The following is a 21,428-nucleotide window of genomic DNA, read 5'->3' on the forward strand; positions in this document are numbered from 1 at the left end:
AGATTCTTAGATTCTTAGATTCTTAGATTCTTAGATTCTTAGATTCTTAGATTCTTAGATTCTTAGATTCTTAGATTGAAATTTAGGGGTTTGGGAAATAACTTTACTAAAAAATTAAAAATTTTACCTTTATTTTTTTAACAATCAATCCATTCTGTTCGAAGTCAGACTGAGCGGAGTCGATGTCAAACTGAGCGAAGCCAATGTCAAACTGAGCGAAGTCGATGTCAGACTGAGCGAAGTCGAAGTCAAACTGAGCGAAGTCGAAGTCAGACTGAGCGAAGCCAATGTCAAACTGAGCGAAGTCGAAGTCAAACTGAGCGAAGCCAATGTCAAACTGAGCGGAGTCGAAGTCAGACTGAGCGGAGTCGAAGTCAAACTGAGCGAAGCCAATGTCAAACTGAGCGGAGTCGAAGTCAGACTGAGCGAAGCCAATGTCAAACTGAGCGAAGCCGATGTCAGACTGAGCGAAGCCAATGTCAGACTGAGCGAAGTCGAAGTCCTTTTTACCCTAAAAAACTCCTGCTCCACTCGATTTGATAGCCCAAAATCTAACCTCCAAAATCTAAAATCTAAAATCTAAAATCAACCTTCCATTCCCTTGCGTATATTCAAACTTATTCTTATTTTTAGTACTTGAACTATGCCGTTATGATAGAAATAGATATTGAAAAAGAAAATAAAGCAATTGCACAAGAGTATAAAGAGTTACTTCGAATCAGTTATCAGACTTTAAGTCCCGCCGACAAAAAACTTATCCGTAAAGCATTTGATGTTGCAGTTGATGCGCATAAAGAACAAAGACGTAAATCCGGAGAAGCGTATATCTTTCATCCTATTGCAGTTGCGAAAATTGTTGCCTCCGAAATTGGTTTGGGAGCGACCTCTATCGCTGCGGCCCTTTTGCATGATGTTGTTGAAGATACTCCTTTGACAGTAGAAGATATTGAACGCTTGTTCAATCCGAAAGTTGCACAATTGGTAGAAGGTTTAACCAAAATATCATTGGTTCAGAGAGATTTGAATGCCTCCATGCAGGCTGAAAATTTCCGAAAAATGATCCTGACACTGAACGATGACGTACGTGTTATTCTGATCAAACTGGCCGATCGTTTGCACAATATGCAAACTATGGATTCGATGGCGGAATACAAACAAACTAAAATCGCCTCAGAAACACTTTATATTTATGCCCCTCTTGCCCACCGTTTGGGATTGTACAATATCAAAACCAAACTGGAAGATTTAGGTCTGAAATATACAGAACCAAATGTTTACAACGACATTGTAAGCAAAATCAGAGAGACAAAAGAAGAACAAGATGCTTATATCAAAGACATTTCAGATGTTTTAAAGAAATCTTTAGACAGTGAAGGTGTCGATTATGTCATTAAGGGACGTCCAAAATCTATTTACTCCATTCGTCGAAAAATGCGTGCTCAAAATGTAAGTTTTGACGAAGTGTACGATAAATTCGCCTTAAGAATTGTGTACAAATCAGATCAGCATGATGAAAAATTCGTAGCCTGGAAAATCTATTCCATCGTTACAGATCATTACAGACCGAGCCCGAGTCGTTTACGTGACTGGATTTCCTCTCCAAAATCAACCGGTTACGAAGCCCTTCACATTACGGTTATGGGACCAAAAGGCCGTTGGGTTGAAGTTCAGGTTCGAAGCGAACGTATGGATGAAATTGCCGAAAAAGGATATGCCGCACATTACAAATACAAAAATGGCGCAACCGAAGAAAGCGGTCTGGACGTATGGCTGAATTTACTTCGTGAAGCACTCGAGAATCAGGAAACCAATGCCGTAGATTTTGTCGAAGATTTCAAAATGAATTTATATTCTAAAGAAATCTTTGTCTTTACACCAAAAGGAGAAATCAAATCACTTCCAAAAGGAGCTACATCGCTTGATTTTGCTTTTAGCATTCACTCCGAAATTGGAATTAAAACCCGAGGAACACGTGTCAATGGGCGATTAGTACCTTTGAATCACGAGTTAAAAAGTGGCGATCAGGTTGAAGTTATAACCTCTGCCAATCAAAAACCAACTGTAAACTGGTTGGAATACGTAACAACTTCGCGCGCGAAAACCAAAATTAAAAATGTTCTGAACGAGAACACCAAAAAAATCGCCGAAGAAGGAAAAGAACTCCTTACCCGAAAATTAAAACACCTTAAAATCACTATTAACGAACAAGTTATCAATGAATTGGTTAACTTTTTCAAACTTAAAACCAGTTTAGATTTATTTTACAGAGTGGGGATTGGTGCGATCGAAAATCAACAATTAAAAGATTATGCGGCGCAAAAAAGCAATACGTTTATCAATTTCTTCAAAAATAAAATTAAGCGAAACAAGGACAACACCGCTTCAGAAGACATTCACAAACCAATCATCAGCAGTAACTACGACATGCTGGTTTTTGGAACAGAGCATGACAAACTCGATTATAAACTCTCCCCATGCTGTAACCCGATTCCGGGAGATGATGTTTTTGGATTTGTGACCATCAATGAAGGAATCAAAGTTCATAAAAAAGACTGTCCGAATGCGATTGGCATGCAGTCCAATTATGCTTACCGTATTATGAGTGCCAAATGGATTGACTCTTCTCAGGAAGAATTCAAAGCCATTATCAACATAACAGGAATGGACGTTTTAGGACTTACCAATCAATTGACCAGAGTCATTTCGAACAACATGAGTGTAAACATCCAGAGCATTTCGTTAAGCACTGATGCCGGAATTTTTCACGGACAAATTGCTGTCATCGTACAGAACAATACCATTTTGAAGAAAATGATCAATGCCATTAAAAAAATTGACGGAGTTGATAAAGTAACAAGAGAGTACAGAACTTAAAAATTGTTTATGGTTTTTGGTTTGTTGTTTCAGGTTCACGAAGTTCAAAAGCCAAAACAAACCACGCATAACTTTTTTAACCTATCTATAAGGGTTTTATAACTAAACTTTAAACCCGAAACTTTTATTCATTAAAAATAAAAAATTATCTTTGCCGGATATGACACTCATTTCAACTGACAACACTAGAAATCAAGAAATTGTAAAAAATGTTTTTACACTGTATCTTGAGCAAAAAGGGCATCGCAAAACTCCTGAGCGTTATGCTATACTTCAGGAAATTTACGATAGCGAAGAACATTTTGACATAGAAAACCTATACATCAAAATGAAAAACAAGAACTATCGTGTGAGTAGAGCTACATTGTACAACACGATTGAGCTTTTGTTAGACTGCGCTTTGGTTAGAAAACATCAATTTGGACAAAATCAGGCTTACTACGAAAAATCATATTTTGATAAACAGCATGATCATATTATCATGACGGATTCCGGTGAGGTAATTGAATTTTGCGATCCAAGAATTCAGACCATCAAAAAAACAATCGAAGAAATATTTGATATTGAAATCACAAATCATTCGTTGTATTTCTACGGAAACAAAAAGCAAAAACAATAATTCCGAAGGGTCTTATTCAGAAAATATAAAAAAGAAAATTAACTACATTAATCAGTGGGGCAACAGGAATTGCCTCAACGCAAATTAAAAAGAGAATGACCGTAGATTTATTACTAGGATTACAATGGGGAGATGAAGGTAAAGGAAAAATTGTTGATGTACTTACCTCAAATTATGATATTATTGCACGTTTTCAAGGAGGACCAAACGCAGGACATACATTAGAATTTGACGGAATTAAACACGTACTTAGAACCATTCCTTCCGGAATTTTTCATAAAAAATCAGTAAACATCATTGGTAATGGTGTTGTAATAGACCCGGTGGTTTTTCAAAAAGAAATCGAAGGTTTAGAGAAATTTAACCTTGATATCAAAAGCAAACTGATCATTTCAAGAAAAGCACATTTAATTTTACCAACTCACCGCTTATTAGATGCAGCTTCTGAAGCATCTAAAGGAAAAGCAAAAATCGGATCTACTCTTAAAGGAATTGGGCCAACTTACATGGACAAAACCGGAAGAAACGGATTGCGTGTTGGAGATATTGAACTGGAAGACTTTAAAGAGCGTTACAGAGCATTGGCTGACAAGCACGAAGCCATGATTGCTTTTTATGATGTTGCTATTCAATACAATTTGGCTGAACTTGAAAAAGAGTTTTTTGAAGCGATCGAAGAATTAAAGAAATTAGATTTTATTGATAGTGAAGAATACATGTACCAGGCTCAAAAAGCAGGTAAATCAATCTTATGTGAAGGAGCTCAGGGTTCTTTATTAGATGTTGATTTTGGAACTTATCCATTTGTAACTTCTTCAAACACTACAGCTGCCGGGGCTTGTACCGGTTTAGGAATTGCTCCGAACAAAATCAAAGAAGTATATGGAATTTTCAAAGCTTACGTTACACGTGTAGGTAGCGGTCCATTCCCTACTGAACTTTTTGATGAAGTAGGTGCAACAATGGCAAAAGTGGGTAACGAATTTGGATCCGTTACAGGAAGACAAAGACGTTGTGGATGGTTAGATTTAGTAGCTTTAAAATATGCTGTTCAGGTAAATGGGGTTACTCAGTTAATGATGATGAAAGGTGACGTACTTTCTGGATTTGAAACGTTAAAAGTCTGTACTGCATACAATTATAAAGGTGAAAACATCTCTCACTTTCCTTACAACATCGAGCCTGAAAACGTAACTCCTGTTTATAAAGAGTTTAAAGGATGGCAAGCTGATTTAACAGGAATGACGACTTACGATCAATTACCGGTTGAGCTAAAAGAATATATTGAGTTTATTGAAGCAGAAGTTGGAGTACCGATCAAAATTGTATCGGTTGGACCAGACAGAAAGCAAACAATAACAAAATAACACCTCCAAACGCTCTGATAATCAGAGCGTTTTTTTTACACCAAACATTTCTAATGATGAAAAATCCAAAAATTAAAGTTACCGAAACCCAATTATTATCAGACAATTGGTACTTGCTGAACAAAGTAACTTTTGATTATGAAATGAAAGACGGCAAAATAGAATCTCACATTCGTGAAGTGTATGACCGCGGAAATGGAGCTGCCATTTTATTGTACAACACCTCTAAGAAAACCGTTATCCTGACGCGACAATTTCGTCTGCCGACCTATCTCAACGGCAATAAAAGCGGAATGATGATTGAAGTTTGCGCAGGACTTTTAGATCAGGATCATCCGGAGCAGGCTATTATTCGCGAAACCGAAGAAGAAACCGGGTATCGTCTGCAGAAAGTAGAAAAAGTAATCGAAACCTACATGTCACCAGGATCTGTAACCGAAATTTTATATCTATTTATCGGAGAATATGACGAGACCATGAAAGTAAACAACGGCGGCGGATTAGACGCAGAACAAGAAAATATAGAGGTTTTGGAATACACCTTTGATCAGGCTTATGCCATGATTCAATCGGGTGAAATTACAGATGCAAAAACGATTTTATTGTTACAGCATGCCAAAATAAAAGGTTTGATTTAAATAAGGGATTTTTTATTATTTTTAGACTGGAATTAAGTTTTTCTTTTAAAAAATATAGCTAAATTTCAGTCTAATAAAAACAAAATACCGGAAAATGAAACTAAAATTTTTACTCCTTTTTTTAAGCCTCACCCTTTACTCCTTCTCACAAAAACTTCAACGAAATGTTTTTGAGTACGAAAAATTAAAATCTGATAATTTTGACTTGTGCGACGAAGCCGTTAAGAAAGAACAAAAAAACATTTTAAGAAAGCTTGAAGAAAACAATAGTACAAATGCTGTAGTCCTTTCTAAAAAACTTTATGAAACCAAAAATGATTGTTTTGGAACCTTTGAAAGTTATGGATATTCTTTGTTTCGAAATGGACAATGGCTTGAAGGAATTGACATTATTGAAAAAGGAATTGCGAAATTTGGAAGTGTTCCAGAATTAATAAAAAGAAAATCTGAAATGAGTCTGGAAATGGCAAAACTAGGTACCAGACAACGAAATATCGATGGAAATTCCGTTTTTAAAGCCGATTCTCTCCAATATGACGAAGGTCAATTTAAAGAAGAAAACCTAAAATCTGCTCTTATTGATCTAGAATATCTGATCAAAACATATAACCGAAGCGAAGAAATTTATTATGCAGCTAAAATTCAACAACTTTTAACCAATTACGACAAATCAAATGAAACGTTCAAAGCGCTTTTGAATGATGAAAAATATAAAAACGCTGCTCTATTCAATATAGCTGACAATTATATTGCACTAAAAGATTATAACAGTGCCGAAACAGAATTCAATAAAATACTGGTAGACAATCCTAAAGAAGCTGCAATTTATGATAAACTAGCTGAAATCTATAATTTCAAAAATGATAAAGTAACAGCATCAGAATTAACTAATAAAAGTACTTTCTACAGAAACACTCCTGCTGATTCAGATCTGGAATACAGCAAAGAAAACTTCGAATTACTTCAGTTTTTTGGGACAGATAAAAACAAACCCGGTAAAAAATTAAAAAAACTTCAAGAAATCTCAAGCCAAAACAAACAGCAATATACAATAGACGTCTGTTTGATGATTTTAAAACTACATGCAAATCATGGAAACGGTGTTGAAGAAAAAGCAACCGAAATATTAAAAAATATCGGAAAGCCTTCTATAGAAAAAGTTAATAAACTTTTTCAAAGTAACGTCTCTACCTGTACGATTACTAATTTGGCCGATATTATGGCAGCAGTAAAAGATGAAAATTCATGGAAACTTATGAAAAAGTATCTATCCTATATTGCCAATATGCCAGTGACATTAATTCCGCCAAATTTACCGGAAAAAATGATTCAGTTTAATGAAGACAAAGGCATAACAGAAATCCTTATAACAGTAAAACCTTTGCTCGCAAAAGAAGACAACAATGATGCTCTTAGTCAATTGGCAGGATTTGGACACTATGTTTATTATTCTCCTTTAGGAAAAGTAAATAAAGAAAAACTAAAAAAAATAGCAACTGAATTAAAATATTCGGATAAAGAATTTAGTTTGTTACAAGACAAAATTAACTAGTCAAAAATCAGTACTTAGATCCTAAAGCCCTTGAAATGTCAAAATTTAAAACATTACTTTTTCTGTTTTTTCCGTTTCTTCTCTTTTCACAAAATGAAAAATGGCCTGCTGCAAAACTAAAACAGGATTTATCAACTTTTAAAGAGATTAGAGAAAAAGCCAATTCAGGAGTTTATAAGTACCGTACAAAGAAACAAATAGACAGTATTTATTCCTGGGCGTTTTCAGAATTAAAAAAGCCTAAATCGCTACTGGATTTCTATAAAATAATCCTCAAAATCACTGACTTTGAAGGCAGCGTACACAATAACACCACTCTTCCTGATGATTTTCAAAACAAATACACCTCAGGAAAAGTTTTCTTTCCGTACCCTGTTAAACTAATTGGCGATAAAGTAATTATCAATTTTAAGAATACTGAAATTCCCGTAGGCTCGCAAATTCATAAAATCAATGACATTAAAATCGAGAAAATACTCTCTCGTTTCTATAAATATTACACGACGGACGGTTATAATCTTTCTGGGAAATCAATCGGAATCAGTGCTTCATTTGGAAGGTATTTCGAACTGGAATTCGGCCCCAAAGAGCATTTTCTAGTCGACTATTCACTTCCTGATCAGACTCAAAAACAATCCAAAAATGTTCTTGCTGTTTCAAACGAAACCAGAAAAGATAATTTTAAAAATCGTCATTCTCTGCCTGTAGACAGTCTGCATTACGGCAAAATCAAAAATAAATATACTTTTAAGATATGCACACCCCATACAGCATTACTTTCTATACCTACTTTTGCCATTGGCATGAATGCAGAAGACAAAGAGCATTTAGTCTATAAAAAATATCTGGACAGCTGCTTTCAGTTTCTCTCGCTTCATCCCGAAATTAAAAACTTAATTGTAGATGTTCGCAGTAATGGCGGTGGAAGTGACCCCAACGATCTTGTCGCTTTTTCTTATCTGACACAAAAACCGTATCGGGAAAACACATCCGCATTTATCAATTTTCAAAAAATTCCTTTTCCCCAATATTTTGTTTACGAAGAAACAGAGCCCAAAAAACGGTCGGAGGAACTAAGTGAGTTCGAAGCGGAACTTAAAGAAGAATACCCGGAATTGAAAGGCAAAATATATCTGCAGGATCCCAAATTCAATCGTTTATTACAGCCCGACAAAAACAACTTTCAAGGGCAGATTTATTTATTAATTAGTCCCAGAATCGCATCTGCGGGATCACTGTTTGCTTCTTTAGTTACAGGCCATACTAATGCTATAGTTATCGGCGAAGAAACAATGGGCGGTTACTATGGCCATAACGGACACACGCCTGTGGAATATGAACTCCCAAATACAAAAATAAAAACGCAATTTTCGATTGTCAACTTAGAACAGGATGCCCCTAAGAAACCCAATCAGATTTTTGGCAGGGGCGTAATTCCCGATCATGAAGTCAAACAAACAATTGACGATTTTGTACAAAATAAGGATACTCAGTTTGAATATACTTTGAAATTAATTGAGCAGAAATAAAATGAAATTGTTTAAGAATAAAATTTTAAGGATAATACTATTCATTTTTATACTTATGAATAGTATTGCTATTTTTCACGCCTATAAGTTTACTCATTTTACAGAAAATAACGCAGTAAAAACTAAAAGCCCCGAGAAATTATCTCTAATTGATAAAGCAAAAACTCTATTCCTGGGAGTCAATAATCCTAAACCAAAAAACAAGAAAGCTCCAACCCAAAAATATCAGATTTTAAACCTTAAAAGCAACAAGGAAATTGAATGCTGGTTTATCAAAAATAAAGAACCCAAAGGAACTGTTATACTTTTTCATGGTTATGGAGGAGAAAAATCCTCAATGATTGAACGATCAAATGAATTTATCAAATTAGGATTCAATACAGTTCTTGTTGATTTCATGGGAAGTGGAAATTCTGAAGGAAATCAAACTACAATTGGTTTTAATGAGGCTAAGCAGGTAAAAACTTGTTTTGACTACGTTACCAAGACAGGAGAACAAAATATTTATTTATTTGGAACTTCCATGGGAGCTGTTTCAATAATGAAATGCATAAAGGATTATAAAATAAATCCCAAAGGTATAATTATCGAATGTCCCTTTGGTTCAATGTACAAAACTGTCTGTGCCAGATTTAAAAAGATGAATGCACCCACATTTCCAATGGCGGGTTTATTAGTGTTTTGGGGCGGCTTACAAAATGGCTTTTGGGGATTTAGCCACAATCCGACAGAATATGCAAAAAATATCTCCTGTCCGGTTTTATTGCTTTACGGAGAAAAGGATAAAAGCGTAAGCAGAGAAGAAATAAATGCGATTTATAAAAATTTAAAAGGTCAAAAAAGAATTAATATCTATAAAGCAACCGGACATGAAAATTATCTAATCAAAAATAAAATTCAATGGACAAAAGATGTTACAGGATTTATAAATTCGGTACAGTGAAAAATTGTAAATGAAAATCCAACAAACTATTCAGGTAATTGTATAAACGATTTGACTAGTAATCAAATAACTTTACTAGTATAAAAAAAACAATTATGAGAAAGTTACGATACCCCTCAAGTATTTTACTACTGATCGTTCTCGTTTTAATAACTTCTTGCAAAAAAAACGAAACTACTGAATCTAAGAGCAAAGTCAAAAAAACGATCGAGTATAAAAAACCAAAGTCAGTCTCTTATCATTTTGAAAACACCAAAGAATGGCTTAAAACCAATGCTTCCGACAGCAGTAAACTCCGCATTGCCTGCGCTCTAAACCGAACAGACCGAAAAAATTTCGTAAAAATGGATTCGGTTATTATTCCAGTCGATTTCAGCGGCGATTTGGTGTATTATCTTCCGTTTCCTTTGCACGTTACCACCTTAGAAGAGGTCTCAAAAGTGATTCTCTTTTCTTATCCTTCTCAGGCATTTGCTGCTTATGAAAATGGAGCACTAATCTATACAGGCCCAACTAATATGGGAAGAAAAAAAGATCCTACTCCAACCGGATTATTCTTTACCAATTGGAAAGCCGAAAAAACAACCAGTACCTTCAATGACGAATGGGACTTAAAATGGAATTTTAATATTGAAAATAAACTGGGTGTTGGATTTCACCAATATGATTTACCCGGGTATCCGGCATCACATTCTTGTTTGAGATTACAGGAAAATGACGCCAAAGATCTTTACAAATGGGCTGATGAATGGATCTTAAAAGACAGAGAAAATGTAGAAATAAAAGGAACTCCGGTAATTGTTTTTGGTAACTACCCATTTGATGCACCAAAACCCTGGTATGCATTAGTAAAAAACCCTAAAGTACTTGATCTCTCTGAATCCCAAATAGAAATGCAGATCCGGCCTTTTTTAAAAGAAATACTGGAAAATCAAAAACTTAGAGAAGCGAGACAAACCACTACACCATAGCCCTGTTTTATAAAAATGCATATCACTAAAATCAGTCAAAACCACTTCTTAAAAGGTTCTGGCTGATTTTTTTTATAAAATTTACGCCCCCACTGAGCCTTTGAACCTTTGCGTCTTTACATCTTTAAAACTATTTAACATGTAAATGAATAAACGTTCATTTATTATTTATATATTTGCTGCATAATTAAAAAACAAGACATGAAACATTCCCTTATAAAAAACAAAAAGATCGCCATTATTGGTGGCGGACCTGTTGGCTTAACAACAGCAAGAATTTTACAAATTAATGGCGCCGACGTAACGGTATACGAAAGAGATTTGAACGCTCAGGCCAGAACTTCAGGCGGAACATTGGATATTCATTTAGATTCTGGTCAGAAAGCAATTGAAAAAGCAGCTTTAATGGGCGAATTCTATAAATATGCACGTCCAACCGGTGAAAAAATGACTGACCTGCACGGCAACATTACTTCGACTGAAATGCCTGATGAAGAAAATGCCTATACCCGACCTGAAATTGACCGTAATGATTTAAGAAAAATCATGCTGGAGAATCTAAACGAACATACAGTAGTTTGGAACAGTCATTTAACCCATATGGAGAAAACCGGAGCGCAATATCATTTAGAATTTAAGAATGGTACCACTGCAATTTCCGATTTCGTAATTGTAGCCAACGGCGGGAGATCAAATGCCAGAAAATTGGTAACCGATCTGGAACCTCAACTTTCAGGAACGTATATCATTCAGGGAGAAATTGCCGATCCGGATCGTGATTACCCTGAATTCAAACCTAAATATGGCAACGGAAATGTAATGGCAATGGGGGAACAAAAAATGTTCTACACCCATACGTTACGTGACGGTTCGGTACATTTTGGAGTTTCTTTCAAAGCAGATGAAAATTGGATTTCAAACAACGGAATCGACTTTGAAGACCTCACTGCAGTAAGAGTTTTTTTGAATGAAACCTTTAAAAACTGGAGCGATGATTATAAAAAATTCTTTAACGCAGCAACTGATTTTTCCGGATTGCCTTTACGTTTGTTTTCATTAGAAGATTCCTGGAAAGAACACTCCAACATTACACTTGTTGGAGATGCAGCTCATTTAATGCCTCCCTTTGCCGGTGAAGGTGTCAATATGGGATTATTTGATACTTATCATTTAACCGAAAACTTAACCAACGGAAAATTTGCAACAATTGATGACGCTATTAAAGATTACGAGGAAAAAATGTTTGGTTATGCATTAGGAGCTCAGCACATGACAAAAAAAATGGAAGATTTATTGCATTCTGATATTTCATCTGAAGATATTTTGAACAGCCGATTTGAAGTTTAAACATCTTATTTACAAAACAAAAAAAGGCGTAAGATTTAAAACCTTACGCCCTTTTCTTAATTTATAACTTAACAAATCAGGATTTCAATTTCATTTAACTCAATTTGCTTTCGTTTTATTCCATAAACTTTTTTAAACAAATTTAAAACACTAAAAGGATTAGCGCCCAACATTGAATAAAACACCGTTAAATCTTCATAATTATGAACCGAAATTTTAAATGTTGACTTATTATTAACTTGAAAACTAAAAAATTTCACAGCTCTTTTTCCGTTTTTATAATCCCTTCCTTTTAAACTTTTTTCATTCAAAAGAATAGACTCATTTGTTTTTAAATCCAGAATCTCAATAAAAAAATCAGGATTTGCCCGTACATCAAAACCTCCTAAAATAAAAATTTCATAAAACCCGTAATATAAATCAACTTCGAGAATATCATTTAACTTGAATTGTAAATTCATATTGGATTATCTGGAATAATTTGGAGCTTCTTTTGTAATAGTTACGTTATGCGGGTGACTTTCAGTAATTCCGCTTGAAGTAATTCTAACGAAACGTCCAGATTCCTGTAAAGTTGGAATATCTTTTGAACCACAGTATCCCATTCCGGCACGAAGACCACCAATGAACTGAAGCATACTTTCGTTTAATTCACCTTTATAAGGAACACGCCCTACAATTCCTTCCGGAACTAATTTTTTAACGTCGTCCTCAACATCCTGGAAATAACGGTCTTTAGATCCGCCTTGCATTGCTTCAACAGACCCCATTCCACGATACGATTTAAATTTTCTTCCTTCGAAGATGATTGTTTCTCCCGGAGATTCTTTTGTTCCTGCCAGTAATGAACCTAACATTACACAATCAGCTCCTGCGGCGATGGCTTTAGGAATATCTCCTGTGTAACGGATTCCACCATCGGCAATTACCGGAACACCACTTCCTTTGATAGCCGCAGCTACTTCAAGAACTGCTGAGAATTGAGGGAAACCAACACCGGCAACGATACGGGTTGTACAGATAGAACCAGGTCCGATACCCACTTTTACACCGTCAGCACCGCTTTCCACTAAATATTTAGCAGCTTCCGGAGTCGCGATGTTTCCAACTACTACATCTATTTGAGGGAATTTTGATTTTACTTCTTTTAATACATTGACTACACCTTCAGTATGTCCGTGAGCAGTATCGATGATAATTGCATCAACACCCGCTGCCACTAAAGCTTCCGCTCTTTGAACAGCATCTCCGGTTACTCCAATTGCCGCTGCCACTCTCAAGCGTCCGTAAACATCTTTGTTAGCGATTGGTTTTTGAGTCAGTTTTGTGATATCTCTGAAAGTGATTAAACCTACTAATTCATTATTAGCATTTACCACTGGTAATTTTTCGATTTTATGCCCTTGTAAAACTACTTCTGCCTGCTCTAATGAAGTTCCTTCAGCAACCGTTACTAAGTTTGTACTAGTCATTACCTCAGCAATTGGTCTTGCTCCATTTTTTTCGAAACGCAAATCACGATTGGTAACAATTCCTTTTAGTATTTTATTCTCGTCAACGATTGGAATACCTCCAATTCCGAATTCTTTCATTGCATTTTTAGCATCTGCAACAGTTGAATTTGTTGGTAAAGTTACCGGATCGATAATCATTCCAGATTCTGCACGTTTTACTCTTCTAACTTTCGCAGCTTGTTGCTCGATCGTCATATTTTTATGTAAAACACCTATTCCGCCTTCCTGAGCCATAGCAATTGCCATAGAACTTTCCGTAACGGTATCCATAGCGGCTGATACTATTGGAACATTTAGCGTTATATTTCGTGAAAACTTTGATTTAATGCTCACTTCGCGGGGAAGCACATTGGAGTAGTTAGGTACTAATAATACATCGTCGTAAGTTAAACCTTCGCCGATAATCTTGGAGTTGTGTGCTATCATGGTGCAATTTCTAGTTGAATTGCGTGCAAATATAGTAAATAAATTGATAACTTGGATGCTAAGTTATTCTTAAATTTATAGTTAAGGAATTAATCTTACAAATGAACAGTATGATAAATTCCAATTATTAGAACCTAAAACCTGAAACTTGAAACCTGAAACTTGGATTTTTTAAAAACATTATTCTTCCGGATTATCATTAAATATAAAATTAAATCCGAACTGAAATGCCATACTATTGGCCTTTGAAACATCTTTTAATTCTAAGAGGTTATTGACCAGAACATACATATTCAGTTTTCCAAGTGTACCTGCAAGTCCTAAACCAATATTTTTATTCGAATAAGAATCAACTGTATAAGTAGCTTTCACATCTAATTTTTCGAAAATACTGCGTCTGTAAAAAGCGGTTAATGCCACAAAAGGCTCTACAGGCATAGACATTGCAAACAGCTGTCCTCCTACACCATTGACATATTTTCGGGTGACTTTACCATGGCAATTACAATCTTCATCAGAACGTGATTCGCCAAAGGAATACTGAAGGGAAGAATAGAGTTTTGTTGGTCTGAGGGTGGTGTACTTATTATAAAGTGTATCACGAGGTATCGCTTTATCAAAATCATCAAAGATGTTCTTTGGTTCATTTGAATTATCAAAATTCGGATTCACACCTTCATAGTGATACGTTCCTTTATAGGTTAAGGTTTCGATATCTTTAGACTGTCTCACAAAACCCAGATCAACAATACTTGCGGTAAGCTGAAGATTATCTTTAAAATAATAAGTAAAACCGGCATCAAGTCCTAAACCTAAACTTCCGTTAAAAAAAGTGTTGCGCACAATATCACTTGGAATACTACCGTCGTACTCGTCTTTTGTAAATGTAGCAATCCCGGAAGTCTTTATCTGTACGTTAGACGAAATGGCTTGTGTATATAAATTAGGAGTTCCCGCAGCCTGACCGGTATAAATGTATCCTGAATTTCGGGTTGATGTTACATTTGCTCCGCTTGAGTAAATTTTGGCGCGGCCACCTAAAACCAGTTTCTCACTTATTTTTTTATGAAACCCAACATGAAACACAGAAAGCATTTCGGCTCTTAAATTCAAGTCGGACAAATTGAAAGCCTTTCCAATGTAATCTTTATTTCCGTCTAGTGCCAATATAGCGGGATCCTTAGGAACGTACATTAAAAAATCAAATTCCTGATAAACTCCAAACGAAAGATACGACTGACTGTCTTTTCCTCCAATTCTGAAACCGCCTGAAAACAGTTCCAGCTGCTGATTGATCTGCGTTTTATCTCTACTGGATGATTTATTAATCACGTTTCGAATTTTATCATTGAAATTTACCCCGTTATTCGCAAATAAATCATAGGCCGAAAAGCTGCTTGATCCTAAATTTGCTGAAATTCCGGATAAAACAGGAACTCCAAAATAGAATTTATAAGCGACATCTGCTCCCGGATTTACAAGTGAAGATTGCGGAATGGCGGTAAAATTGTACAGTACTTCTTTATTTTGAGCAAAACAAGAAAGCTGAAATACGACTATCAGAACTAAATATAATTTTCTCATTGAATTACCATATAAGCAGTTGCACTTGAGCGTAATTTTAAACTGCCTGTACTGTTTCCGTTTAAAGGCGGACCTGGCGCCATAACCACTACAAAGCCAAGTTTACGGGTCTGTTTCAATAAATCTAATCGTTGATTTTCGAATACTTCAGTAGGATATTTTACAACATTTGTTCCTCCTGAGTAAGCAGGAACTGCCAGTGTTATGGTTTGAAGAATTTGATCGCTGCCACTTAAAAGCAATATATTGAGCGTAAAGGCTCTGTTGATCGTATTCTCCATTTCAAAATTAAATTCGGCTTTAACGAGATGATCGTTGAAGTATTTTTCTTTGAAAATATCAAATTCCCGAACATCAAATCCTATTTGCTGTTCGGTACCGTTATCGACAAAGGAAGCTGCCGGAGCATTAAAATAAGCCAAATTCGCTACTAAAGTAGGTTCCAGCTTGAAATCTTTAGTCTGATCAAAATCCAGATCACTGGAACATGATGAAAATAGGACAGATAAAAATAGTATCTGAGAAATTCTCTTTATGAAATTTGGTCTCATGGCTTTACATATCTAAATACTAACAACGATACTTTGATACTACTTATTATTCTAACCCTTTGCGTGTAATTATTTTTAAACACATAGAAACATAGATTTTTAACTCTAAAAAAGACGTTTCACTTATTTAAAACACACAGAGACTACTATGTGTTAAGCATTTTTTATTAATTAAACCCAATAGGTTCTTTTATTTTTATAAGTAAATATAATTATTTTCTAATGAAATTTTCCAAACAATTTTGATGCTTCATTATACGCGCTCTCAAAACTTAAAGAGTTCAAACCTGTCACTTTTTTATTGGATGTAAAATACGAAATCAGCTTTTCGGTAGGCATATTACCCGTGAGTTTATCTGTTGCCATCGGACAGCCTCCAAATCCCTGAATAGCACCATCAAAACGGGTACAGCCTGCATTCGAAGCTGCCTCAATTTTCTCAAACCAGCTGTTTGGTGTCGTATGCAGATGCGCTCCGAATTCAATCTGTGGGTATTTTGGAATTAAATTGGAAAAAAGATACGTGATTACCTCCGGTGTAGAACTACCAACAGTATCTGAAAGTGACAATATCTTAACCCCCATTCCCGCAAGTTTTTCCGTCCATTCGCCCACGATTTCTACATTCCAAGGGTCACCGTAAGGATTTCCGAAACCCATAGAAAGATAAGTAACTACTTCTTTATTTTTCTGATCGGCGATTTCAAGAATTTCTTCTAGCGTGATTAAAGATTCAGCGATTGTTTTATGTGTGTTTCGCATCTGAAAATTTTCGGATATCGAAAAAGGAAATCCCAAATATTGAATAGGTTCATGTGCTGCAGCTAGCCCTGCCCCTTGTGTATTGGCAATAATCGCTAACAATTTGCTCGTTGTTTGCGACAAATCAAGCTGAGCTAAAACTTCGGCAGTATCCTGCATTTGAGGAATTGCTTTTGGAGACACGAAACTTCCAAAATCGATAGTATCAAACCCCACTCTCAATAAGGACTGTATATAGGAAACCTTATTTTTAGTAGGTATAAAAGTTTTGATGCCTTGCATAGCATCACGTGGACATTCGATAATCTTGATTTCTTTATTCAAAGCTTATTCTTTTATGCAGGCTAAGTTAGTTTCTTTTTTAAAGAAATAAAAGTTATAATTTTCTTTAATTGTATTACACGATAGGGTAACACTTTAATATGTTACACAAAAACGTAACAACTTACAATGTTACACAAAAACGTAACATTGAAAAATATTAGCTACATTTGTAGTACTACTATGTCGTAAGGCGTAATTAGCAAAAAAAAAAAAATGAAACAATATTTATAGGTCTAAAAAAAGAGCAGAAAAAGAAACGAACTTCTTTCACCTAGAAAAACAGGTATTTTGAGATGAAGTGAAACGCCTTTTCTATGGATACAAAACTTATGTAACCAGGTATTAAACAAATCGCGCACAATAACTTATTAATATTATTCTTTTTATTTATATTTGAAACTATGACTAGTGTAATTACAGGAGATATAATCGATTCCAGAAAGCAAAAATCAAAAGACTGGGTAGAATCTTTAAAGGAAATCTTAGCTTCTTTTGGAGAAACACCTCTCCAATGGGAAATTTACAGAGGGGATGAATTTCAAATAGAAATAAAGAATCCCGAAGAATCTTTATTGGCAGCCCTCCTCATTAAAGCGCATTTAAAAGCTTTAAAACTGGATGCCCGAATGAGTATTGGTATTGGAGATAAAACACACGATGCTGAGAAAGTTTCTGAAAGCAATGGTTCTGCCTTTATACACTCAGGTGAACTTTTTGAGACTCTAAAGAAACTAAAAGTAAATTTAGCCTTGAGAACCGACGATTCGGCTGTCGATGAAAAAATAAATTTAATGCTTCAGCTTGCTCTTACTTTTATAGATAATTGGTCCGCTCAATCTGCGGAATTTGTTGCAATTGCGATAGAAAATCCAAGTTTGTCACAAGAAGAATTAGCCCCAAAATTAGGAATCAAAAGAGCTGCCGTAAGCCGAAGACAAAAACGGGCACAGTTTGATTTAATATTGAGTTTGAACCGCTATTTCAGAACACAAATGAACCAACTTACAACACTATGATTGTATTTATAAAACTACTTTTAGCACATTTACTGGGTGATTTTACAGCACAACCCAACTCCTGGGTAGTCGATAAAGAAGCCAAAAAACACAAAAGTATTTATTTATATCTTCATATTTTTTTACATGGCATTTTAGCAGCCGTTTTAGTCGGAGAAATTCAGTTTCTCCCTTACGCTTTGCTAATTGCCGTATCGCATGGTGTTATCGATTTAATCAAACTCCATTTCCAGAAAAACAAAACAAAACGCAGTTGGTTTGTAGCAGATCAGGCGCTACACCTTTTAGTTTTGATTGGGGTTGTTTTGCTCTACAAGGGCGAAACCGTTCATTTTCTGTGGCTCAACAATCAGTTTTGGATTTTAGCTACAGGATTTTTATTCATTACAAAACCAACTTCTATTCTGATTAAAACCATTATATCGATCTGGAATCCGGAAAGTCAAAACAGCCACAATGAAAACTCACTTTCCAAAGCCGGAAACTATATTGGCCTATTAGAAAGATTATTTGTCTTCTGTTTTATTCTAACGGGTCATTTCGAAGCCATTGGTTTCTTACTAGCCGCAAAATCCATTTTTAGATTTGGCGATTTAAAAGAAGCCAAAGACCGAAAACTAACGGAATATGTTTTAATTGGTACTTTGATCAGTTTCGGAAGCGCTATTGCTACAGGACTAATCGTTCAGGTACTGCTTTTACAATTGCTTTAAAACCTTTTTATTGATTGCTTTGATCAAAGCCGGTCCTTCATAAATAAAACCAGTATACAATTGTACCAAGCTGGCTCCTGCATTCAATTTCTCGATTGCATCATCGGCAGTATGAATTCCTCCTACTCCAATAATAGGGAAAGCTTTGTTGCTTTTTTCCGAAAGAAAACGAATCACCTCTGTCGAGCGTTTTGTTAGTGGTTTTCCTGACAATCCACCGGTTTCTACTTTATTGGCAGATTGCAATCCGTCACGTGAAATCGTCGTATTGGTGGCTATTACACCCGCAATCTGAGTTGTTTTTACAATATCAATAATATCTAATAACTGCTCGTCTGTAAGGTCGGGAGCAATTTTCAACAAAATTGGTTTTACCTTTTGTGTGCTTGTTTTTTGTTTCTCTATATTCCTGTTCTGAAGCGTTTGCAACAGAGCCGTCAAAGGTTCTTTGTCTTGCAATGCGCGTAAATTTGGTGTATTTGGCGAACTTACATTGACTACAAAATAATCTACGTGATCAAACAAAGCATCAAAACAAATAATATAATCGTCTACCGCATTTTCGTTTGGAGTCACCTTGTTCTTTCCGATATTACCCCCAATCAAAACTCCTGAATTCTTTTTCAAACGCTCTACAGCTTCCAGAACTCCGCCGTTGTTGAATCCCATTCGGTTTACAATTGCCTGATCTTCTTTTAAACGAAACAAACGTTTTTTAGGATTTCCTTCCTGTCCAACAGGAGTTACCGTCCCAATTTCGATAAATCCGAATCCGAAATCCGATAATTCTTTATACAGCTTGGCATCTTTGTCAAATCCTGCCGCCAAACCTACCGGGTTTTTAAATTTAATTCCAAAAACTTCACGCTCCAGACGACTGTCTTTTACTTCGTAAACTGATCTTATAATTGATGAAACTCCCGGGATTTTTGAAATGAATTTAACAAATGAAAAAGTAAAGTAATGGACTTCTTCAGGATCAAACCCAAAAAGTATCGGACGAATTATCAATTTATACATAGTAGTGTGTTGTTGTTGTTTTTTTGGGTGCAAATTTAATTATAATACTTTGAAAATGTCTTCTTTTTGCTAAAACAAATTACATCGGGTTTTGACCTTATATTTCTATGTTCAAATGATTTTTGCCGCAATCAAAAGTCCTCTTTCTCATAATTTTATTACATCATCAGAAACAGAAAACGAAATCCTTAAACACCACAACTGCAAAATTGAACTACAACTACTACCAGCACCTTAATAAAGCAGCAATAAAAAACACTACTAACTCCATAAAATAAATAGAGTTTAAAAAGATCACTTTATAAACTTTATTCTTAAATTTACCCGCAACTACTATTCGATAAACACATTCGTCATGAAAAATAAAACGCATTGGATCTTTGCCATTCTAACCCTCTCTGCTATTACAATTGCTTACGGCTATACAAAACTTATAGTACCGAAACAAAAGTTAACGACGATGAATTGTGACGAGGTTCCAAATACAACGGAGGAATCATTGTTTAAACCAACAATTGAGAACAAAAACAAACCTGTCGGTAAAGCTCCTGCAGGGATGGTATGGATTCCCGGTGGAGAATTCTCTATGGGAAGTAATGTTGAAGACGAAAGTTTGTGCAGTATAAAAGGAGTAACCAAAGATGCCGCCCCGATACACCGCGTTTATGTGGATGGATTTTACATGGATAAAACCGAAGTTACAAACGACCAATTTGAAGCCTTTGTAAAAGCAACAGGTTATGTTACTTTAGCCGAGATAAAACCCACTCATGAAGAATATCCCGATGCTCCTTTGGAAAATCTCATTGCAGGATCGGCCGTGTTTACTCCTACCCCAGCTCAGGTTGATTTAAACAATTATATGCAATGGTGGACTTATGTGCATGGTGCTGACTGGAGACATCCGGAAGGAGCCGGAAGTTCTATAAAAGGAAGAGGCAACTACCCTGTTGTTCAGATTTCCTACGATGATGCCGCTGCCTACGCCAAATGGGTCGGAAAAAGACTGCCAACAGAAGCTGAATGGGAATTTGCTGCCCGTGGCGGAAAATCAGGCGAATTGTATGCCTGGGGAAACACCTTAAAACCAAAAGGAAAATTTCAAGCCAACATTTATCAGGGACACTTTCCTCTGGAAAAAGGAGACACTGGCGAAGACGGTTATATTGGCATTGCACCGACCGCTAAATTTGCCCCTAATTCTTATGGTCTTTATGATATTGGCGGAAATGTATGGGAATGGACCAATGACTGGTATACTGCAGACTATTACGAAATAATCAGCAAAAAAGATCAGGTTGTTAAAAACCCTCAGGGCCCTGAATCTTCTTATGATCCTTCAGAGCCCGGACTACCCAAAAAAGTTCAGCGTGGCGGATCCTTTTTATGCACCGATCAGTATTGTACCCGCTATATGGTAGGCACCAGAGGAAAAGGAGACTACAAATCACCGGCCAATCATATTGGTTTTAGATGTGTTCAATAAGATTTTTTTAGTCCCTAATAACATAAATTAAAATCTTTGCTATACTACTTACAAATCCAATTTCACAAATTTAAATTCGTGAAATTGGATTTTAACTTTCTAAAATTAGAGCAAATCAGTAAAATTTGAAGCAAACTTTTTTTCAGCCTAATTTATAGTTTTCATAATTTGCAGCTTTACAACCCCTAACTA

Annotated in this window: 19 protein-coding genes; 13 read left to right on the top strand and 6 right to left on the bottom strand. The window is 35.7% G+C overall.

The window, feature by feature from the left end; translation table 11 throughout:
* Positions 1-190 precede the first annotated feature (190 nt).
* The 10 genes from JO950_RS22475 to JO950_RS16955 all read left to right on the top strand — a co-directional run bounded on the left by JO950_RS22475 (position 191) and on the right by JO950_RS16955 (position 11,840).
* Positions 191-583, top strand: coding sequence for a DUF4097 family beta strand repeat-containing protein (locus JO950_RS22475; protein ID WP_370528123.1), 393 nt, complete (start codon positions 191-193; stop codon positions 581-583).
* Between the two features lie 68 nt (positions 584-651).
* A complete protein-coding gene (locus JO950_RS16915; protein ID WP_202703695.1) occupies positions 652-2,874 on the top strand; it encodes a bifunctional (p)ppGpp synthetase/guanosine-3',5'-bis(diphosphate) 3'-pyrophosphohydrolase in 2,223 nt (740 codons plus the stop codon).
* 160 nt (positions 2,875-3,034) lie between these two features.
* Complete coding sequence (locus JO950_RS16920) at positions 3,035-3,493, top strand: Fur family transcriptional regulator (protein ID WP_017495397.1); 459 nt, start codon at positions 3,035-3,037, stop codon at positions 3,491-3,493.
* A 95-nt stretch (positions 3,494-3,588) separates the two neighbouring features.
* Positions 3,589-4,860 (top strand): adenylosuccinate synthase, encoded by a 1,272-nt coding sequence (locus JO950_RS16925; RefSeq protein ID WP_017495398.1) that lies wholly within the window; start codon positions 3,589-3,591, stop codon positions 4,858-4,860.
* Positions 4,861-4,916: 56 nt separating this feature from the next.
* Positions 4,917-5,498 (top strand): GDP-mannose pyrophosphatase NudK, encoded by a 582-nt coding sequence (gene nudK / locus JO950_RS16930; RefSeq protein ID WP_202703709.1) that lies wholly within the window; start codon positions 4,917-4,919, stop codon positions 5,496-5,498.
* 94 nt (positions 5,499-5,592) lie between these two features.
* A complete protein-coding gene (locus tag JO950_RS16935) occupies positions 5,593-7,050 on the top strand; it encodes a hypothetical protein (RefSeq protein ID WP_202703696.1) in 1,458 nt (485 codons plus the stop codon).
* A gap of 35 nt (positions 7,051-7,085) precedes the next feature.
* Positions 7,086-8,579, top strand: a complete 1,494-nt coding sequence (locus JO950_RS16940) for a S41 family peptidase (protein WP_202703697.1) — start codon at positions 7,086-7,088, stop codon at positions 8,577-8,579.
* 55 nt (positions 8,580-8,634) lie between these two features.
* Positions 8,635-9,522, top strand: a complete 888-nt coding sequence (locus tag JO950_RS16945; protein ID WP_230000310.1) for an alpha/beta hydrolase — start codon at positions 8,635-8,637, stop codon at positions 9,520-9,522.
* 95 nt (positions 9,523-9,617) lie between these two features.
* A complete protein-coding gene (locus JO950_RS16950) occupies positions 9,618-10,493 on the top strand; it encodes a L,D-transpeptidase (protein ID WP_202703699.1) in 876 nt (291 codons plus the stop codon).
* A 201-nt stretch (positions 10,494-10,694) separates the two neighbouring features.
* Positions 10,695-11,840: an NAD(P)/FAD-dependent oxidoreductase gene (locus JO950_RS16955; protein WP_202703700.1), complete on the top strand. Its 1,146-nt coding sequence runs from the start codon at positions 10,695-10,697 to the stop codon at positions 11,838-11,840.
* A 68-nt stretch (positions 11,841-11,908) separates the two neighbouring features.
* Here the strand turns inward: JO950_RS16955 and JO950_RS16960 are convergent, their stop codons facing one another.
* The 5 genes from JO950_RS16960 to JO950_RS16980 all read right to left on the bottom strand — a co-directional run bounded on the left by JO950_RS16960 (position 11,909) and on the right by JO950_RS16980 (position 17,001).
* Positions 11,909-12,301 carry a hypothetical protein gene (locus JO950_RS16960; RefSeq protein WP_202703701.1) on the bottom strand — a complete coding sequence of 131 codons (393 nt, stop codon included), beginning with the start codon at positions 12,299-12,301 and terminating at the stop codon, positions 11,909-11,911.
* Positions 12,302-12,307: 6 nt separating this feature from the next.
* Positions 12,308-13,780 carry an IMP dehydrogenase gene (guaB, locus tag JO950_RS16965; RefSeq protein WP_017495404.1) on the bottom strand — a complete coding sequence of 491 codons (1,473 nt, stop codon included), beginning with the start codon at positions 13,778-13,780 and terminating at the stop codon, positions 12,308-12,310.
* A 180-nt stretch (positions 13,781-13,960) separates the two neighbouring features.
* Positions 13,961-15,364: a DUF5723 family protein gene (locus JO950_RS16970; RefSeq protein ID WP_202703702.1), complete on the bottom strand. Its 1,404-nt coding sequence runs from the start codon at positions 15,362-15,364 to the stop codon at positions 13,961-13,963.
* On the bottom strand, positions 15,361-15,915 hold the full coding sequence (locus JO950_RS16975) for a hypothetical protein (RefSeq protein ID WP_202703703.1): 555 nt from the start codon (positions 15,913-15,915) through the stop codon (positions 15,361-15,363). The genes JO950_RS16970 and JO950_RS16975 overlap by 4 nt, the downstream gene beginning before the upstream one ends.
* A 219-nt stretch (positions 15,916-16,134) precedes the next feature.
* The gene (locus tag JO950_RS16980; RefSeq protein ID WP_202703704.1) at positions 16,135-17,001 is read right to left on the bottom strand and encodes a hydroxymethylglutaryl-CoA lyase; all 867 of its coding nucleotides are present in this window, start codon (positions 16,999-17,001) and stop codon (positions 16,135-16,137) included.
* A gap of 401 nt (positions 17,002-17,402) precedes the next feature.
* On the opposite strand from JO950_RS16980, the gene JO950_RS16985 reads away from it, so the two are divergent.
* Both JO950_RS16985 and JO950_RS16990 read left to right on the top strand, forming a co-directional pair.
* Positions 17,403-18,017 (top strand): SatD family protein, encoded by a 615-nt coding sequence (locus tag JO950_RS16985; protein ID WP_202703705.1) that lies wholly within the window; start codon positions 17,403-17,405, stop codon positions 18,015-18,017.
* A complete protein-coding gene (locus JO950_RS16990) occupies positions 18,014-18,730 on the top strand; it encodes a DUF3307 domain-containing protein (RefSeq protein ID WP_202703706.1) in 717 nt (238 codons plus the stop codon). The genes JO950_RS16985 and JO950_RS16990 overlap by 4 nt, the downstream gene beginning before the upstream one ends.
* Here the strand turns inward: JO950_RS16990 and JO950_RS16995 are convergent.
* Positions 18,716-19,750, bottom strand: a complete 1,035-nt coding sequence (locus JO950_RS16995) for a quinone-dependent dihydroorotate dehydrogenase (RefSeq protein WP_017495411.1) — start codon at positions 19,748-19,750, stop codon at positions 18,716-18,718. The two genes, JO950_RS16990 and JO950_RS16995, sit on opposite strands and share 15 nt — an antisense overlap.
* A 355-nt stretch (positions 19,751-20,105) precedes the next feature.
* On the opposite strand from JO950_RS16995, the gene JO950_RS17000 reads away from it, so the two are divergent.
* Entirely contained in the window at positions 20,106-21,236 is a 1,131-nt protein-coding gene (locus JO950_RS17000; protein ID WP_202703707.1) for a formylglycine-generating enzyme family protein, read from the top strand.
* Positions 21,237-21,428 lie beyond the last annotated feature (192 nt).

Source organism: Flavobacterium sp. UGB4466 (assembly GCF_903469665.1).
Lineage (GTDB): Bacteria > Bacteroidota > Bacteroidia > Flavobacteriales > Flavobacteriaceae > Flavobacterium > Flavobacterium lipolyticum.

Bases quoted from the DNA above. Each gene is read 5' to 3' on its own strand.
- nudK (WP_202703709.1), top strand. From the start codon at position 4,917: ATGAAAAATCCAAAAATTAAAGTTACCGAAACCCAATTATTATCAGAC.
- JO950_RS16935 (WP_202703696.1), top strand. From the start codon at position 5,593: ATGAAACTAAAATTTTTACTCCTTTTTTTAAGCCTCACCCTTTACTCC.
- JO950_RS16995 (WP_017495411.1), bottom strand. From the start codon at position 19,750: ATGTATAAATTGATAATTCGTCCGATACTTTTTGGGTTTGATCCTGAA.
- JO950_RS16990 (WP_202703706.1), top strand. From the start codon at position 18,014: ATGATTGTATTTATAAAACTACTTTTAGCACATTTACTGGGTGATTTT.
- JO950_RS16915 (WP_202703695.1), top strand. From the start codon at position 652: ATGATAGAAATAGATATTGAAAAAGAAAATAAAGCAATTGCACAAGAG.
- JO950_RS16945 (WP_230000310.1), top strand. From the start codon at position 8,635: ATGAATAGTATTGCTATTTTTCACGCCTATAAGTTTACTCATTTTACA.
- JO950_RS16970 (WP_202703702.1), bottom strand. From the start codon at position 15,364: ATGAGAAAATTATATTTAGTTCTGATAGTCGTATTTCAGCTTTCTTGT.
- JO950_RS16955 (WP_202703700.1), top strand. From the start codon at position 10,695: ATGAAACATTCCCTTATAAAAAACAAAAAGATCGCCATTATTGGTGGC.
- JO950_RS16985 (WP_202703705.1), top strand. From the start codon at position 17,403: ATGACTAGTGTAATTACAGGAGATATAATCGATTCCAGAAAGCAAAAA.
- JO950_RS16940 (WP_202703697.1), top strand. From the start codon at position 7,086: ATGTCAAAATTTAAAACATTACTTTTTCTGTTTTTTCCGTTTCTTCTC.
- JO950_RS16920 (WP_017495397.1), top strand. From the start codon at position 3,035: ATGACACTCATTTCAACTGACAACACTAGAAATCAAGAAATTGTAAAA.
- JO950_RS17000 (WP_202703707.1), top strand. From the start codon at position 20,106: ATGAAAAATAAAACGCATTGGATCTTTGCCATTCTAACCCTCTCTGCT.
- guaB (WP_017495404.1), bottom strand. From the start codon at position 13,780: ATGATAGCACACAACTCCAAGATTATCGGCGAAGGTTTAACTTACGAC.
- JO950_RS16925 (WP_017495398.1), top strand. From the start codon at position 3,589: ATGACCGTAGATTTATTACTAGGATTACAATGGGGAGATGAAGGTAAA.
- JO950_RS16950 (WP_202703699.1), top strand. From the start codon at position 9,618: ATGAGAAAGTTACGATACCCCTCAAGTATTTTACTACTGATCGTTCTC.
- JO950_RS16960 (WP_202703701.1), bottom strand. From the start codon at position 12,301: ATGAATTTACAATTCAAGTTAAATGATATTCTCGAAGTTGATTTATAT.
- JO950_RS16975 (WP_202703703.1), bottom strand. From the start codon at position 15,915: ATGAGACCAAATTTCATAAAGAGAATTTCTCAGATACTATTTTTATCT.